A 15,616-nucleotide genomic window follows, 5' to 3' on the forward strand; every position below is an offset into this window, starting at 1 on the left:
CTATTGCAGGTAGCCCTCGACCTGCGACGGCGAACTCGGTTCGGCGCCGTCGGGCGACTCGCCCTTGTCGATCCGCGCCCTGCGGTGCCGCAGCAGGTCCCACGCCTGGTCGAGCATCACCTCGAGCTCGGCGAGCTGCTGGCGTTCCGCCTTCGGGTCGAGGTCGCCCTTGGCGGCCTGCGCGCGCAGCTCGTGCTCCTGGTCGACGAGTGCCTTGATGCGGGCCAAAACGTCCTGTTCGGTCATGCGGACCATGCTACGGCCGCGCCAGGCACGCGGCGGCTATCGGCACCGCCCTGGCCAGGTCGGGCCAGGACAGCGCGGTGTAGCCGAGATTGACGCCGAAGTGGCGTTGCTGGCCGAGGTGGTAGCGGGCCAGCGGATCGAGGGCGACGCCACGCGCTCGGGCTTGCGCCACGCTCCTTTTCTCCGCTTCGGCCGAGGGGAGCGGCACCACCACGTGCGAGCCGGCGTCGTCGCCGAGCACGTCGAGCCCGCGGCGGCGCAGCTCGGTGACGGTGAGCGCCCGGCGTGGCGGCAGCGCGCGGCGCAGTCGGCGCAGGTGTCTGGCCAGGTCGCCGTGCGCGGCGAGCGCGACGAACACCTGCTGGCCCGCCGGGCTCGGACTGGTGCCGGTGCGTACCCGGTAGGCGATGATCGCGTCGGCGATCTCCGGCGCGGCGACCAGCCAGCCGACGCCGAGGCTCGGCGAGAGGATCTTGCTCGTGGTGCCGAGGTGTACGACCACGTCCGGCGCCATTGCCGCCAGCAAGGGCAATGGTGCTGTGTCGTAACGCAATTCGCCGTCGTAGTCATCCTCGATGATCAGCAGTCCCGCTCGGCGCGCGTGCTCGACGAGCGCGACCCGGCGCGCGGCAGGCAGCCGTGCGCCGAGCGGAAACTGGTGTGCCGGTGTGCAATACACGGCCCTGATGTTCGGCGGCAGCAGGTCGACGCGCAGGCCGTGCGCGTCGACGGGGACGGGAAGCACCCGGACCCCGGCCGCCACGAAAGCGCCTACGGCCCGCTGATATCCGGGGTTCTCCATGGCGATGGCGTCGCCGGGCGACAGCAGTGCGGCGGCGAGTTCGGCTACGGCGGAACTGGTTCCGGCGGTCGCGATGATCGCCGTCTCGCTGCCGGCGCCGAGTCCGCGGTGGCGGAGCAGATGTTCGATGATGGCCGCGCGGAAGTCCTGTTCGCCCGCGCGGTCCTTGCGCACCAGCGGGGACAGGTCGGCGGCGGCCCGCCAGGCGCGGCGCCACGCCGGCCGGTCGATGGCGTCGGCGCACGGCGCGCCTGGTTCGAGGTCGAGCAGCGGCGGACCGTCGCCAGCGCCGCTGTGCGGGAGGGCGCGCGGGGGCGCGGCGGGCGGCGCGGTGGTCAGGTAGGTGCCCGAACCGCGCTTGCCGCTGATCCAGCCCTCGGCGTGCAGCTGGTCGAACGCGGCGGCCACCACGGTGCGGCTCACGCCGAGCCGTTCGGCCAGGGAACGCGACGACGGCAATCGGTCGCCGCCGCGCAGCAGCCCATTGCTCGCCGCGGCCCGCAGACCGTCGGCGACCTGCACCGACAGCGGTTCCGGCAGCGCGCGATCGAGGTCGAGGGGTAGTTCGTCGAGCACCGGTCACCTCACGAATGGACTGTGCGAATTTCCTTGAATTGGCACTTTGATAATGCCACTCCGGACCCGATCCTGGTCATATGACCCATTCAGCCAACCTCAGGACCCCGCTCTCGCCGACCCCGCGCAGCACGCTCACGCGGTCGAAGGAACGAGGGCGCAGCGAGCGAGCGGACCTGGACGCGGTCCTCGATGCCGGTCTGGTCTGCCACCTCGGCGTGCTGCTCGGTGGCGCGCCGGTGGTGCTGCCGACCATTTACGGACGCGCTGGCGACACCCTCTACCTGCACGGTTCGACCGGTGCCGGGAATCTGCGCGCCGCGCTGGCCGGGGATGTCTCGGTCGCGGTCACCCTGGTCGACGGCGTCGTCTATGCCCGCTCGGCGTTTCACTTCTCGATGAACTTCCGTTCCGCCGTGGTGCACGGGCGTGCGGTGGAGGTCACCGACAGCGCGGAGCGGCTGCGCGCGCTCGAGGTGATCACCGAGCACGCCGCGCCGGGCGCCTGGTCGCGAGTGCGCTTGCCGGACAAGAAGGAATTGGCCGCCACCATGCTGCTCGCGCTCGATCTCACCGAGGCCTCGGTGAAGGTCCGCGCCGGTGATCCCAAGGACGACCCGGCCGATATCGAGAACGGCGGTGTGTGGGCGGGTGTGCTGCCGATACGCCAGGTGTGGGGCGAGCCGATCGGGTCTGCCGATCTCGAGCCGGGTGTCACCGTGCCGAGCGACGTGCTCGACCGCGCCGAATCGCGCCTCGCGCCGGTGCGGTGAGCTCGACACGGAATCTGTTTGCCTCGACGTAGCCAGGCGGTGTGCTGATCGGACCCTATGGTGGGGTGGTTGCTCATGTTTCGCACCACCGCACCGGGGCCGGAGGCACGCGTGACGAAATTCCGAAAGACCTTCGCGGCGCTCGCGGCCGTGCTCGCCGTGGTTGTCGCGATGGTGGTCAGCCTGACGCTGTATCAGGTGCAGAAGGATCACGGCCAGACGATGCACCTCCTCGGCGCCAATGACGCGCAGGACCGCATCGACGTCGAGGTCGCGATCATCCGGATCGATGCCGCCGTGCAGGAATTGACCGTCCAGGTGGTGCCGTCGCCGCACGGCGCGCTGGCCGACGAATCCGGCCGATTCCGCACCGACGCAACGATTTACACCTCCGGCATGAAGCCGGACCCGATCAAAGTCAAGGCGGGCGAGCTGATCTCGGCCGCCGAGATCCGCATCGCCATGGGTGGCGGCGGCATGATCACCGACTACCCGTTCGACAAGTACCGCGCGCACCTCGCGGTGGCCGCGGAGAGCGGGGACAAAGCCGTTCCCGTGGTGATGAACCTGTACAGCCTCGACGCGTTCTTCAAGATCGCGCCGAGGATGGACGACGAGCAGTACGGTGACGCGATCGGCGCCACGGTGACGGTCGCCAGGTCGACCGCGTCACTCACCTTCGCCCTCTTCGTCATCGTCCTGATGCTCGGTTTGGCGTTGGCGGCGGCGACCGCCGCGTTCTATGTCCTCGCGGGCCGCCGCGGCCTGATCTGGCCCGCCAACACCTTGATGGCTGCCGTGTTGTTCGCGATGATCCCGCTGCGCAACGCGGTGCCCGGCGCGCCACCCATCGGATCGGTGATCGACTTCGGCTCCTTCTTCATCGCCGAAACGGTGGTGGCGCTGTCCTTGATCTGCACGGTGCTGGTCGGTTATCGGCACGAGATCGGGAAGGAACGCGAGGGGACGTAAGTTATCTGCCGATGGTTTGGCCGAGTATGGCCTGAACCGCGGTCGGGAGGAGTTCCATTGCGGCCTGGGTGAATTCGGGCTCAGCCACGATGGTGGTCGGGCTGCTGATCGCGCAACCTGGTTGTGCGGGAACGCCGTTCAATCGATCACGCAACCAATGGAACGCGCCGGGGAGGTGGGTAGCGACTCCGGAGATATGCTCTGCCAACAGTTCTCGCACGTAGGTGACGCTCGGTGCGCCTTCGGCGCAATACTTGTCGACCAGCCGGTCGACGCCCGCACTGGGCAGGATCTCGTCGTTTTGAGCGTGGTAGATGTACACCGGCATCGACGGGATGGCTTGGCCCAGTGCGTTGTCCGCGATCATGCGTTGAACGACGGGGTTGTCCAGCGGGTTGCCGCCTTGGAAGGCGCCGAAGAAGTTGTAGAACGGCACGATCGCCGAACCGGTCGAGTGGCAGAGGATCAGCTTCGAGTTGATCAAGAGCTGTCCGAGCGGGTCGACCCGGTCCCGGATCAGTTGGCGGAACTCGGGGTACTCGTTCGCGAAGCCAGCGAGGACACCGGTGAGCAGGCCGGTGTAGACGCCGTTGTTGTTGTGTCGCAGCGCTTCCGGGAAGTCGGCCGCGGCGACACCGCCTGCCGCGACGCCGACAATGTTCAGCTCCGGCGCGTACTGCTGCTTCAGCTCGGCGGCGAACGAACTGGGTATGGTGCCGCCGGAGTAGCCCCACAGGGCGGTCGGCGTGCCAACTCCGGACAGCTGGGCTGGCCCGAAACTCTCCACCGCGCGGATGCCGTCCAGCGTGGCCTGAGCGGTGATCCGGGAGACGCCATAGGCGGAATTGGGACCTTCGTAGTCGGGCAGCACGACCGTCCACCCTTGTCCGACGCCCGCCGCGATCGGTATCAGGATCTCTGCGGCGTTGACGAAATCGGCTGGGATGGCACCGGATTGAACGACGTAGGACGGAGCGCAATACTGCGCGGCGCTGTCCTCGGCGATCTGATAGGACAGCAGCTTGCGCCCGCCCTCCGGTGCCTGGCCGCGCGGCTTCAAGACGGTGGTGACGGTCGAGATGGCCTCGCCGAAGCTGTCGGTCGTCCGGTAGAGCAGCTGCCAGGCGTCGATATTCAGTTGTGCGAAGCCGAAATACGCGGGTGAGATGGTGCGGGCGCGCAGCACCTGCCCCGGTTCGGCGGCCGCGACGATGCCAGCGGCGGGTTGGTAGAACTCGTCGAGTTCCGGCGGCAGCGTGAGTGCGGGCGTCGGCTCGACGCGGACCTCGGCAGCGTCCTTCGGGTCGGCCGTCGCGACGAAATGGGTGGCCAGTGACAGCAGCATGCCGATCGCGGTTGTGCTGGCGATGATCCGGCCCCACGGGCGTTGTCTCATCGGATCCCTTTCTGTGCACGCCGTTTCCCGGCGGGTCGATACACCGTCGCAGGGTGGTGTGGCGCGAGTCACCGTTCGTGCGACAAGGAAACCGGTCGGGGGTTTGTGCGCTCGACGGGATCGCAGCTTGGTTGGGTGCACTAAAGATGTTGGCTGGAACTGTCTATTGTGCGAGACGGTTTGTTTGTGCAAACAATGTGCGGGTGACTGCTACTCCTGAGCAAGGCGCGCTTGCCGACTTCTCCGACTATGTGCGGGAAGCGTTGCCCGAGGTCGCCCGCGATCTGCTGGCCGGGGTGCTCGGTGAAGTGCCTTCGTATCGGGAATTGTCCACCGACATGATCGGTCGGGATCTGCCGCGAGCCGCCGAGGCGAATCTGCGGCTGTTCCTGCGGTCGCTGGCCGAGGGGCGCGCGCCGCGCGGGGACGAACTGACCGAGCTGATCGACATCGCGGTGCGGCGGGCCAGGGCCGGGATACCGTTGGACACAGTGCTTTCGGTCTATCATCACGGCGCGATCGCCGCCTGGAATTCGGTGGCCGCCGCGGCGACGACACCGGAGCAGCGTGAACAGCTCTTGGCCGCGGTGCCTTACGTGCTCGGCTACCTCGGTGCGGTGACGCCCGGTGTCGCCGGCGCGTATCTGCGGGAGCGACAGGATCTGCACTGGGAGCAGCGGGAAGCCAAACGCGCGGTGGCCCAGGCGCTGGTGCACGGCAAGCCCGTTCACCTGCTCGCCGAACGGTTCGGGATCGCCCTGGACGGCGGGTTCGACGTGCTGGTGTTCCGGGTGGCGGAGTCGGATTCGGCGGGCGGGAACCGGCCGGTGCTTCGCATCGTGCAGACCGAGATCGATACGGTCTCCAGCCGGGTGCTCAGCATCGTCGAGCGCGGTGGTGGTGTGCTGCTGGTGCCGGGCGGTGAGGGCGAACTCGGCACTACCCTCGACACTTTCGTCACGCGGGTCGCGCAGGGCACCGGCATGCGGACGGTCGCCGGGTTCGCGGCCGCCGCGGAAGTGGACGACGTGCCTGCTGCTGCGGCGGAAGCGGGCGAAATCGCCAGGCTCGCTTACCAACTGCGCCGACCCACCGGGGTGTATCGGATGGCCGATTTGGCCCTGCAATACCAACTCGCCCGGCCGGGTCCTGCCCGCACCTGGCTGCTGACGCTGCTCGACCCGCTTCGGGACCAGCCGCACCTGATGGAGGCGTTGCGTGCGCTCATCGCCAACGACTACAACCGTCAGCAGGCTGCGGCTGCCCTTGTCGTGCATCGCAATACGCTCAACTACCGGCTGAACCGCATCGGGACCGTCACCGGTTACGACCCCAATCGTCCCGATCATGCGCAGCTCTTCGCCGCCGCCCTCACCGCAAGCGATATCGACGCGATGGAATGACCGCCGCCGGTATCACCAAGTCCGCGCGGGCAAACCGGCGGTGAGCATCGCCTTCTGCGCCAAATCGGCTAGCGCGGTGGATGATTCGATCGCTGACGGATCGAGGCTGACGAGCGACAGGATGTAGTCGTCGCCGATGCGGCACAGGTAGCCGGACAGTCGGGTCCTCGGCAATCGCGCGGCGGTCAGGCCGGGGTGGATGGCGCGGGCGGCCACACCGAGGCAGCGATGCGGGCCAAGCGTGCGCAGGGTGTCGGGCAGGGTTCCGATGTTGGAGCACAAGATGTCTCGCTCACCGGCTCCCTTGGACAGCGCATAGGCCCAGCGGTCGGGAATCACCTGGAGCAGTTGTTCGGGCATGCCGCCGGGGCTGGACATGCGGCGCTCGTAGGCCGCGCGCGACTTCGCACGGATTGTCGAGGGGGTGTCGGTGCGATCGATCGTGATGTCGGTCATCGACAGATCGTTGTCGACCCGTGGTTCGTCGCGGGTGTCGACCGGAAGGCTGGCATCGATCGTTTCGCGCTGGAAGCCACTGGCCCACAGCATGTTCGCGATCAATGCGATGAACAGACTGTTGGCGGTGCCGTTCTGTGCGGCGGCCGCTCGATCCCAGTCCGCGATGGCGCATTGCAGTATCGCGCCGTGCGTCAGCGAGCGTGCGGGCACGGCCTCGCGGCCCATTGCCTGGTGTGGCTGGTCGGGAATTCCTCGGCGCAACGCTCGGGCAGTGCCGCGCAATACGATCGACCACTGGCTTCGCGCATCAGCCCAGTCCGATTCGAATACCGCTGAGCTCGAGGCGGTCAGGGAGCCACCGCCGAGCGCGTCGTCCACCGCGAGCGCCAGTGCGCGGCCGTCGGCGAGTGAGTGCGAACAGGTAAGGGAGACAAGGGAACCACCGTCGTCCAGCGCGGTGGCGGCCAGTCGCCAGCCGGGACCGAATTCGGGGTCGAGGTCGGCGCCTTGCGCGTCGGCCCACGCCATGAGCGCGGCGGTCGAGAGCGGCTGATCGGTGAATACGAGTGGGTAGGCGCGGGTATTGGGCTGCCAGGAACGCCGGGCGCCCGGCACCCGCGGCCGAACCACCCGCCGCCCCAGCGGACCCGTACGCAGCACCGCATGCACCTCGTGCAGCAGCGCGGGGTCGATGCGCTCGGCGGTGCGCCACAAGCCTTGCAGCGCAATGGGAGTGCCGAGGCCGCGGTGGGTGCGCAGGAAAATCTCGTCGACGACGCTCAACCGGCCCGTCGGGCGCACCGCTACACCTTGCTCTCGACCGTGCCCGACGGCATTGCGCCGGTGGATGTTTCGTGGTGCCGGTTCACGCCTGCGCGCCGTGGCGACCCTCGCCGGAAGCGAAGCGCTGAGCTCCGTCGAGGGCGCCATTGGTCAGCGCGGTGATGCCGTGGCGGAGTTCGTTGCGCAGTGCGGCGTCCTCCTCCATGCCGTCCTGCTCCAGCAGCGACATGCGGTCCGAGCGCAGACAGACCTGCGGCAGCGCGGCCAGTTCGGCGGCGAGTTGCTCTGCGGCGCTGCGGGCTTCACCGGTCGGGACGACCCGGTTGGCCAGGCCGATCTGCAGCGCCTCGGCCGCGTCGACGGGGCGGCCGGTGAGCACCATGTCCATCGCGCGGCTGGTGCCGATGAGTCGCGGCAGGCGCAGGGTGCCGCCGTCGATGAGCGGCACGCCCCAGCGGCGGCAGAACACGCCGAAGACGCTGTCCTGCTCGGCAACTCGCAGATCACACCACAGCGCGAGCTCGAGCCCGCCCGCGACCGCGTAACCGGATACGGCGGCGATCACCGGCTTGGACAGCCGCATCCTGGTCGGCCCCATCGGGCCGTCACCCTCCTCGGTGACCACATTGGACCGCTCGGTGCCGAGACCTTTGAGGTCGGCGCCCGCGCAGAAGGTGCCGCCGTCGCCCCAGAGCACGGCCACCGCCGCGTCGGGATCGGCATCGAACTCGCGGAAGGCGTCGGCCAGCGCCGCGGCCGTCGGCCCGTCCACGGCATTGCGTGCTTCGGGGCGATGCAGGATCACGGTGGTTACCGGACCGGAGCGCTCGACTCGGACGGCGACGGGAGGGGCTTGGTCTGCGGTTCGCTCAGTCACGATCCCGACCATACGCCGTAAAACCCCCCTTGTGGCAAGAAATGAATTCGTGGTTCACTTCTTGTGTGGCCTACCGAAGAACCCCCGCGGTACAGGCCCGCCTCGATGCGCAGGCGGGCCTGATCGTGCAGGCCGCGACCACGGTTTTATCCAGGTCCGGGTACGCCGGACTCGCCATGGCCGCGGTCGCGGCGGAGGCGGGCGTTGCCACCGGAACCGTCTACAAGAACTTCGCTGGCAAGGCCGATCTGGTCAGCGCGGTGTTCCGCAAGGTGGTCGCCTGGGAGGTTGCCGCGGTGGCCACCGCGAGCGCCACCGGCACCGCCGTCGAGCGGGTGACCGCGGCGGTGGAGACCTTCGCCGGACGCGCGCTGAAGAATCCGAAACTGGCCTATGTGCTGCTCGTCGAGCCCGTCGACACCGTGGTCGACACGGAACGGCTGCGTTTCCGCCGCGCCTTCGCCGAAGCTTTCGAATCAGCTGTTGCGGAGGGTGTTTCACGCGGCGAGCTGCCCGCACAGGACGCGAAGAACAGCGCGGCCGCGCTGGTCGGCGCGATCGGCGAGGTGCTCGTCGGCCCGCTTGCCGCCGCGCCACACGGGGAATCCGTTGTCCCCGAACTCATTGCCTTCGCATTACGCGCACTGGGGGTGCGCGCGGAGCCGAGCGGGCCAGCCGCTCGGCGGAAAACAGGAGTGTCCGATGCAGACGCATGAAGTCTTCAACCAGGTACCCGATATCGCGCCGTTCGATGTCTCGCGGAATCCGGCGCTGATCGAGGGTCTGCACCGTGAGGGTGCGGGCTGGGCCGAGGCCGAGGTGCGTGAACTCGGTGTGCTCGCAGGCGGATCCGAGGCGCAGCAGTGGGGTCGCCTCGCCAACGAGAACCCGCCGATACTGCACACCCACGACCGCTACGGCAATCGGATCGACGAGGTCGAGTTCCACCCGCACTGGCACGATTTGATGAATGTCGCTGTGTCGCATGGCTTGCACGGCTCGCCGTGGCTGGACGACCGCCCCGGCACGCACGTCGCCCGCGCGGCGAAGTTCTTCACCTGGGGTGCCGTCGAGGCCGGGCACATGTGCCCCATCTCGATGACCTACGCCGTGGTGCCCGCATTGCGGCACAACAGCGAGCTGTCGGCGAAATACGAGCCGCTGCTCGGCTCTCGCGTCTACGATTTCGGCCTGCGTGCGCCGTCGTCGAAGGCTGGGCTGATCGCGGGCATGTCGATGACCGAGAAGCAGGGCGGCTCCGACGTCCGCGCCAACACCACCACGGCGACACCACAACCCGACGGCTCGTATCGGATCGTCGGGCACAAGTGGTTCACCTCGGCCCCGATGTCGGACATGTTCCTCACGCTGGCCCAGGCGCCCGCCGGGCTGTCCTGTTTCCTGCTGACCAGGGTGCTGCCGGACGGCACGCGCAATCCGATTCGCATCCAACGGCTCAAGGACAAGCTCGGCAACAAGTCGAACGCGTCCTCGGAGATCGAATACGAGAACGCGACCGGCTGGCTGGTCGGCGCGGAGGGCGCCGGGGTCAAGACCATCATCGAGATGGTGAACATGACCAGGCTGGACTGCGTGATCGGCTCGGCGACCGGCATGCGGACCGGCGTGGTGTTCGCCGCGCACCATGCCAGGTACCGAGAGGCGTTCGGCGCCAAGCTGATCGACCAGCCCGCCATGCGCAATGTGCTGGCGGACTTGGTGATCGAATCCGACGCCGCGACCACGGTGATGATGCGGCTCGCCGGCGCCACCGACCGCGCGAGCACGGACCCGGCCGAGGCGGCGCTGCGCCGCATCGCGTTGGCGGTCACCAAGTACTGGGTGTGCAAGCGGGCGCCGTCGCACGCGGCCGAGGCGCTGGAGTGCTTCGGCGGCAATGGTTATGCCGAGGAATCGGGCATGCCCCGGCTCTACCGGGAGGCGCCGCTCATGTCGATCTGGGAGGGGTCCGGCAATGTCGCGGCGCTGGATGCGTTGCGCGCCATGGGTCGTCAGCCGGAGACGGTCGAGGCGTACTTCAACGAGGTCTCGCTGGCGCGGGGCGCGAACCCTCGGCTCGACGACGCCATCGCCCGGGTCGGCAAGGAGCTCTCCGATCTCAGCGATATCGAGTTCCGTGCGCGCCGCATCGTCGAGCTCATGGCCCTCGTACTGCAAGGCGCGCAGCTGGTTCGGCACGGTCACCCCGCGGTTGCCGACGCCTTCTGTGCCACCAGGCTCGGCGACGATTGGGGTATCGCCTTCGGCACCCTGCCGACCGGCGTCGACACCGGCGCGATCTTGGCACGCGCGTTGGTCTGAGCCGGTTCGCCATGCTTGATTCGGAATTGATTGGGCAACAGCGGTTCTGGCGCGTCGGTTGGCGCATTTGTTGATCTTTGTTCGGGGTACGGAGTCGTACCCCGAACAATCGTCCGTGTCGAAAGCCGTTCTCGCTGAGTATGTTAGGTGTCGGTTGCGCTGATTCCTAAATCAGGCCAATGCGATTCAGCATCGATGTGACTCACTGAGCGCGGCACTACATCACCTGACGTAGGTGGATTTGAAAGATATTCGCGCATAACAATTTATGTCGCCGCAGGCCGATAGCTCGAAGATTCCTGGCCTGTTAATCCCCATTCCCCAGTCTCGTCTCCAGTCGAGTTGACCGCCCGTCTGTGGTTCTACTTGGTCATGAAACCCATACATAAACGGGCGGGTCGAAATACCGCCTTCGCGCTAATTGCCGCCGGGGCAATGCTGTTCGCGTCTCCCGGCGCGCACGGTCAACCTCCGGCCAGTCCGTCCGCACCCGCGGGTTCCGACTTGTCCGCAGTGCCAAAAGAAGTGACGACCGATCAGCAAGGCGTCGTCCAGCAGGTGGTGCCCAAAGATCCGATAGCGGTTCCGGCGGGTACGCCTGCCGATGCCACCGCCGCGGCGCAGGCGCACGCACGCGGTGCGCAGAAAGCTCTTGGCGCAGATGGCGATACCGCTGGCGAGCTCGTCGCCGAGTCCGTGTTCCAGGTTGGTGAGGGGTCCACGGTCCGGCTGCGTCAGGAGATCGACAAGGTGCCGGTGTTCGGCGCATCGGCGGCGGAGTCGCTGACCGCCGACGGTTCACTCATCTCGGTGACCGGGTCATTGTCGAAGAAGTCGCAGGGCAAGTTCGCGACGACCACACCGTCCGCGCAGGTACAGCAGACCGCGCTGAAGAAGGTCGCCGACCAGAGCAAAGTGGCGCCCGACCAGCTGGCCGTGAACGACACCAAGGCCTACTGGTACGACGCGAAGCTGGCCGCCAAGGACGAGGCGCAGAGCACGGCCGTCCCGGCGTTCAAGGTCGACATCACCGGCACGAGCGCCGACAAGAAGGGCGAGCCCGCGACCTGGGTCGTCTTCGTCGACGCCAACAACACCGGCAAGGTGATCGACAGCTGGAGTGAGACCAAGAACCTCAACCGGGTGGTGTGCGACAACGCGAACCGGCGGATCGACCCCAACCGGGCCGGATGTGGCACCAGCACCATCCGCGCGACCAGGTCGGAGGGCCAGCCAGCCAGCGGCATCGCCGATGTCGACAAGATCTACGACTACCTTGGCAACACCGAGAAGTTCTACGCGCGCTACACCAAGGTGGCGAACCTGACCAACCTCATCGGCAACGACACCGGGGACGGCAAGGGTAAGGCACTGCGCGCCACCGTGCGGCTCTGCACGACCACCGAATGCCCCTACCAGAACGCCTTCTGGTCGGGCACCTACATGGCCTACGGCACGGGTCTCACCACCGAGGACATCACCGCGCACGAACTCACCCACGGCGTAACCCAGAACACCAACGGTCTGGTCTACCGCAATGAGCCCGGCGCGATCAACGAGTCCATGTCGGACGTCTTCGGCGAACTCACCTTCCTGGTCGACACCGCCAACCCGTGCAACACCGCGGCCAATCGCTGGAAGCTCGGTGCCTGCAGCTCCATCGGCGTGATCCGCGATATGCAGAACCCGAAGGCGCACCAGCAGCCCGACTCCTACAAGGGGCAGTACTGGTATGCCGGTAGCGGCGACAGTGGCGGCGTCCACACCAACAGCGGAGTGGGCAACAAGACCGCGGAACTCCTTGTCGACGGCGGCAGCCTCAATGGCGTGACCGTCAAGGGTCTCGGTATCGAGAAGACCGCCGCGCTGTACTGGACGACGCAGACACTGCTGTCGGCCAATTCCAACTACGGTGCGTTGTCCACCGCGTTGAAGAACGCGTGCAACACCAATGTCCGGAACAACACCGCTGGCACAACGGCCGCCGACTGTGTCCAGGTGACCAATGCCACCAAGGCCACCAAGTTGCCGCAACTGCAGACCCGCACCTAATCACAACTATCGGTAGAAACCGGACGTCTCACCGCGCCCTTCCTGGCTCGGTGAGACGTCCTACTTATCCGCTAGACCGCGATTCGTTCCAGCACCCGCTCGACCAATGCCGTATCGCAATGCTCGACCACCTCCGTCAATTGCCCGTCGGTAACGCGAAACAGCAAACAGTAGGTTTGGTCATAGCGGTCGCCACGCGTAGTAATCGCGTGCGAACGGGCCTGGACAACCACGCGATCTTCCGCCGCGATCACGAAATCGGCGGCGAGCCGATACTCGGTGAACTGGGCCATCAGCGGCCGCAAAAGTCCTTTCAGCACAACAGCTTTCGGCTCCCAGGTGCCGCTCCATGACCAGTCGCCGGGAAATACCCAGCGGAAGTCGTCCGCCATCGCGTCGCTCAGCGCGCTGGTATTGCCCGCGGCCATCTGCTCGAAGATGTGCTCCAGCAGTTTCTTGTTCTCGATCGCACTCACCCGGCCGACGGTAAGAGCGCTGTCGCGGTGCGACAAGCGACGCTTTCGCATGCACGGTGTGCGTCTTTCGCATGGGAGGTGCTATCTCGGATGGCCACGAGGAGCGTCGACCAGGCAGTACAGTGCAGCGGTGGACGGGGCGTATGCGGAAACATCGTTGAGCGCGCTGGTGGCACGGGTGCGCGAGCATGCGGCGGGTCGTGCGGGCCGGTATCTGCTCGGCATCGTCGGACCGCCGGGGGCGGGCAAGTCAACGCTGTCGGTTCGGTTGCGCAACGCGCTCAATGTCGAGTCGCCGATTGCCGAGATCGCGCCGATGGACGGCTACCACCTGACCAACGAGGTGTTGCGGGCCTCGGGAAACCTTGCGCGCAAAGGGGAACCGGATACCTTCGATACCGCCGCCTTCCTCGACAACCTGCGCAGGCTTCGGGACACGCCGATCGGCGAGCCGGTGCCATGGCCGATCTTCGACCGCGCCGTGCACGATCCGATCCCGGCGGGCATCGTCTTCGATCGGCAGACGATCGTGCTCACCGAGGGAAACTATCTGCTGCTCGATGATGTCGGGGATCGGGAGTGGTCCGCGGTGCGCAAGCTGCTCGACGAGTGCTGGTACCTCGACGCACCGCGTGCGCTGATCGAGCATCGGTTGCTGCGCCGCCACATTCGCGGCGGCCGCACCCCCGCGGCGGCCAGCACCAAGGTGCGCGACAGCGACCTGCTGAACGCGGCCCTGATCGACACCACGAAGACGCGCGCCGATCTGGTGCTACGCCAACGCGGCCGACGCTACGAGCTACGTTCCTGAGTAGACCTACTTCTTGGCGCGGTACCAGCGGATGAGCGCGTCGGTGGACGAGTCCCCTTGCGACTCAGGCTCTTCCGCGGAAGTCAGCAGCGGCGCGAGCGCAAGTGCCTGCTGCTTGCCGAGTTCGACACCCCACTGATCGAAGCTGTCGATGCCCCAGATGGTGCCTTCGACGAACACCTGGTGCTCGTAGAGCGCGATCAACTGGCCGACGACCGACGGGGTGAGCAGCGGCGCGAGAATGGTGGTGCTCGGCCGGTTGCCCGGCATCACCTTGTGCGGCACCACCTTCGGGTCGGTGCCCTCGGCGGCGATCTCCTCGGCGGTCTTGCCGAACGCGAGCACCTTGGTCTGCGCGAACAGGTTACTCATCAGCAGGTCGTGCATGCTGCCGGTGCCGTCGCGGGTCGGCAGATCGTCGGTGGGACGGGCGAATCCGATGAAGTCCGCCGGGATCAGTCGGGTGCCCTGGTGCAGCAGTTGATAGAAGGCGTGCTGACCGTTGGTACCCGGTTCGCCCCAGTAGATTTCGCCGGTGGAGGTGCTGACCGGGCTGCCGTCGGCGCGCACCGACTTACCGTTCGACTCCATGGTGAGTTGCTGCAGATAGGCGGGGAAGCGGGCCAGATCGTTCGAATAGGGCAGCACCGCACGGGATTCCGCACCGAAGAAGTTCGAGTACCAGACGCCGAGCAGGCCGAGCAGCACCGGCGCGTTCGCCTCCAGCGGCGCGTTCGCGAAATGCTGGTCGACGGCGTGCATTCCGGCGAGGAACTCGGCGAAGCGCTCCTTGCCGATGGTCGCCATCACCGAAAGGCCGATCGCGGAATCCACCGAGTAGCGCCCGCCGACCCAGTCCCAGAAGCCGAACATATTGGCGGTGTCGATGCCGAACTCCGCCACCTTCTCGGCGTTGGTCGAGACCGCGACGAAGTGCTTGGCGACGGCGTCCTCGCCGAGCGCGCCGACCAGCCAGCGCCGGGCGGCGGTCGCGTTGGTCAGGGTCTCCAGGGTCGAGAAGGTTTTCGAAGCGATGATGAAAAGCGTTGTGGCCGGGTCGAGTCCGTCGAGCTTGGCCACCAGGTCGGCCGGATCGACATTCGAGACGAACCGCGCGGCGACGCCGGCGTCGGCGTAGTGCCGCAGCGCCTGATAGACCATCACCGGCCCGAGATCGGAGCCGCCGATGCCGATATTGACCACGGTGCTGATGCGCTCGCCGGTGGCGCCGCGCCATTCGCCGGAGCGCACCGCGTCGGTGAACTCACCCATCCGCCGCAGCACCTCGTGCACCTGGGCGTCCGCGTCGGCACCGTCCACCACCAGCGACTCGCCCTCGGGCGCCCGCAACGCGATATGCGCGACCGCGCGGTCCTCGGAGGTGTTGATGTGCTCGCCGCGGTACATCGCGTCCCTGCGCTCGGCGACCTTGGCCGCGCGCGCCAATTCGACGAGCAGGTGCAGGGTTTCCCGGTTGACGCGATGCTTGCTGAAGTCGATGTGCAGGTCCGCCACATCGATGGTCATGGCACGGCCACGCGACGGATCATCGGCGAAGAGCTCCCGCAGGTGGCGCCCCGCGATCCCGTCGAAGTGCTCGTGCAGTTTCCGCCAGGCCGCCGTCGCGGTGATGTCGCTGCTCACGTCCGCCGAGGTTACTCACCACTC

At 67.2% G+C, this 15,616-nt stretch carries 14 protein-coding genes; 7 read left to right on the forward strand and 7 right to left on the reverse strand.

Going from position 1 to position 15,616, the window contains the following annotated elements; genetic code table 11:
• Positions 1–246, reverse strand: coding sequence for a DUF2630 family protein (locus OG203_RS30010; RefSeq protein ID WP_405160597.1), 246 nt, complete (start codon positions 244–246; stop codon positions 1–3).
• A 10-nt stretch (positions 247–256) separates the two neighbouring features.
• Positions 257–1,624, reverse strand: coding sequence for a PLP-dependent aminotransferase family protein (locus OG203_RS30015; protein ID WP_405160598.1), 1,368 nt, complete (start codon positions 1,622–1,624; stop codon positions 257–259).
• An 80-nt stretch (positions 1,625–1,704) separates the two neighbouring features.
• On the opposite strand from OG203_RS30015, the gene OG203_RS30020 reads away from it, so the two are divergent.
• Together OG203_RS30020 and OG203_RS30025 are read left to right on the forward strand one after the other, a co-directional pair.
• Entirely contained in the window at positions 1,705–2,397 is a 693-nt protein-coding gene (locus tag OG203_RS30020; protein ID WP_405160599.1) for a pyridoxamine 5'-phosphate oxidase family protein, read from the forward strand.
• Between the two features lie 111 nt (positions 2,398–2,508).
• Positions 2,509–3,369, forward strand: a complete 861-nt coding sequence (locus tag OG203_RS30025) for a DUF4436 domain-containing protein (protein ID WP_405160600.1) — start codon at positions 2,509–2,511, stop codon at positions 3,367–3,369.
• Position 3,370: 1 nt separating this feature from the next.
• On the opposite strand, the gene OG203_RS30030 is transcribed toward OG203_RS30025, so the two are convergent.
• On the reverse strand, positions 3,371–4,765 hold the full coding sequence (locus OG203_RS30030) for a lipase family protein (RefSeq protein ID WP_405160601.1): 1,395 nt from the start codon (positions 4,763–4,765) through the stop codon (positions 3,371–3,373).
• A gap of 203 nt (positions 4,766–4,968) precedes the next feature.
• Between OG203_RS30030 and OG203_RS30035 the strand changes: the two genes are divergently transcribed.
• Complete coding sequence (locus OG203_RS30035) at positions 4,969–6,168, forward strand: PucR family transcriptional regulator (protein WP_405160602.1); 1,200 nt, start codon at positions 4,969–4,971, stop codon at positions 6,166–6,168.
• 12 nt (positions 6,169–6,180) lie between these two features.
• On the opposite strand, the gene OG203_RS30040 is transcribed toward OG203_RS30035, so the two are convergent.
• Complete coding sequence (locus OG203_RS30040; RefSeq protein ID WP_405160603.1) at positions 6,181–7,428, reverse strand: hypothetical protein; 1,248 nt, start codon at positions 7,426–7,428, stop codon at positions 6,181–6,183.
• Positions 7,429–7,492: 64 nt separating this feature from the next.
• Complete coding sequence (locus OG203_RS30045) at positions 7,493–8,287, reverse strand: crotonase/enoyl-CoA hydratase family protein (RefSeq protein ID WP_405160604.1); 795 nt, start codon at positions 8,285–8,287, stop codon at positions 7,493–7,495.
• Between the two features lie 65 nt (positions 8,288–8,352).
• Here OG203_RS30045 and OG203_RS30050 point away from each other — a divergent pair, with 65 nt between their 5' ends.
• The 3 genes from OG203_RS30050 (at position 8,353) to OG203_RS30060 (ending at position 12,661) form a co-directional block, all read left to right on the forward strand.
• Positions 8,353–9,003, forward strand: coding sequence for a TetR/AcrR family transcriptional regulator (locus OG203_RS30050; protein WP_405160605.1), 651 nt, complete (start codon positions 8,353–8,355; stop codon positions 9,001–9,003).
• A complete protein-coding gene (locus tag OG203_RS30055) occupies positions 8,990–10,609 on the forward strand; it encodes an acyl-CoA dehydrogenase family protein (RefSeq protein WP_405160606.1) in 1,620 nt (539 codons plus the stop codon). Before OG203_RS30050 ends, OG203_RS30055 begins: the two co-directional genes overlap by 14 nt.
• Before the next feature lie 513 nt (positions 10,610–11,122).
• Positions 11,123–12,661: a M4 family metallopeptidase gene (locus OG203_RS30060; RefSeq protein WP_405168054.1), complete on the forward strand. Its 1,539-nt coding sequence runs from the start codon at positions 11,123–11,125 to the stop codon at positions 12,659–12,661.
• 71 nt (positions 12,662–12,732) lie between these two features.
• Here the strand turns inward: OG203_RS30060 and OG203_RS30065 are convergent, their stop codons facing one another.
• Complete coding sequence (locus tag OG203_RS30065; RefSeq protein ID WP_405160607.1) at positions 12,733–13,137, reverse strand: nuclear transport factor 2 family protein; 405 nt, start codon at positions 13,135–13,137, stop codon at positions 12,733–12,735.
• Positions 13,138–13,267: 130 nt separating this feature from the next.
• On the opposite strand from OG203_RS30065, the gene OG203_RS30070 reads away from it, so the two are divergent.
• A complete protein-coding gene (locus OG203_RS30070) occupies positions 13,268–13,948 on the forward strand; it encodes a nucleoside/nucleotide kinase family protein (protein ID WP_405160608.1) in 681 nt (226 codons plus the stop codon).
• 6 nt (positions 13,949–13,954) lie between these two features.
• On the opposite strand, the gene pgi is transcribed toward OG203_RS30070, so the two are convergent.
• A complete protein-coding gene (pgi, locus tag OG203_RS30075) occupies positions 13,955–15,592 on the reverse strand; it encodes a glucose-6-phosphate isomerase (protein ID WP_405160609.1) in 1,638 nt (545 codons plus the stop codon).
• Between the last annotated feature and the right edge of the window lie 24 nt (positions 15,593–15,616).

Source organism: Nocardia sp. NBC_01499, assembly GCF_045040275.1.
Taxonomy (GTDB): Bacteria; Actinomycetota; Actinomycetes; order Mycobacteriales; family Mycobacteriaceae; genus Nocardia.

Coding starts and splice junctions, on each gene's coding strand:
- OG203_RS30010 (WP_405160597.1), bottom strand. CDS start 246: ATGACCGAACAGGACGTTTTGGCCCGCATCAAGGCACTCGTCGACCAG.
- OG203_RS30020 (WP_405160599.1), top strand. CDS start 1,705: ATGACCCATTCAGCCAACCTCAGGACCCCGCTCTCGCCGACCCCGCGC.
- OG203_RS30030 (WP_405160601.1), bottom strand. CDS start 4,765: ATGAGACAACGCCCGTGGGGCCGGATCATCGCCAGCACAACCGCGATC.
- OG203_RS30055 (WP_405160606.1), top strand. CDS start 8,990: ATGCAGACGCATGAAGTCTTCAACCAGGTACCCGATATCGCGCCGTTC.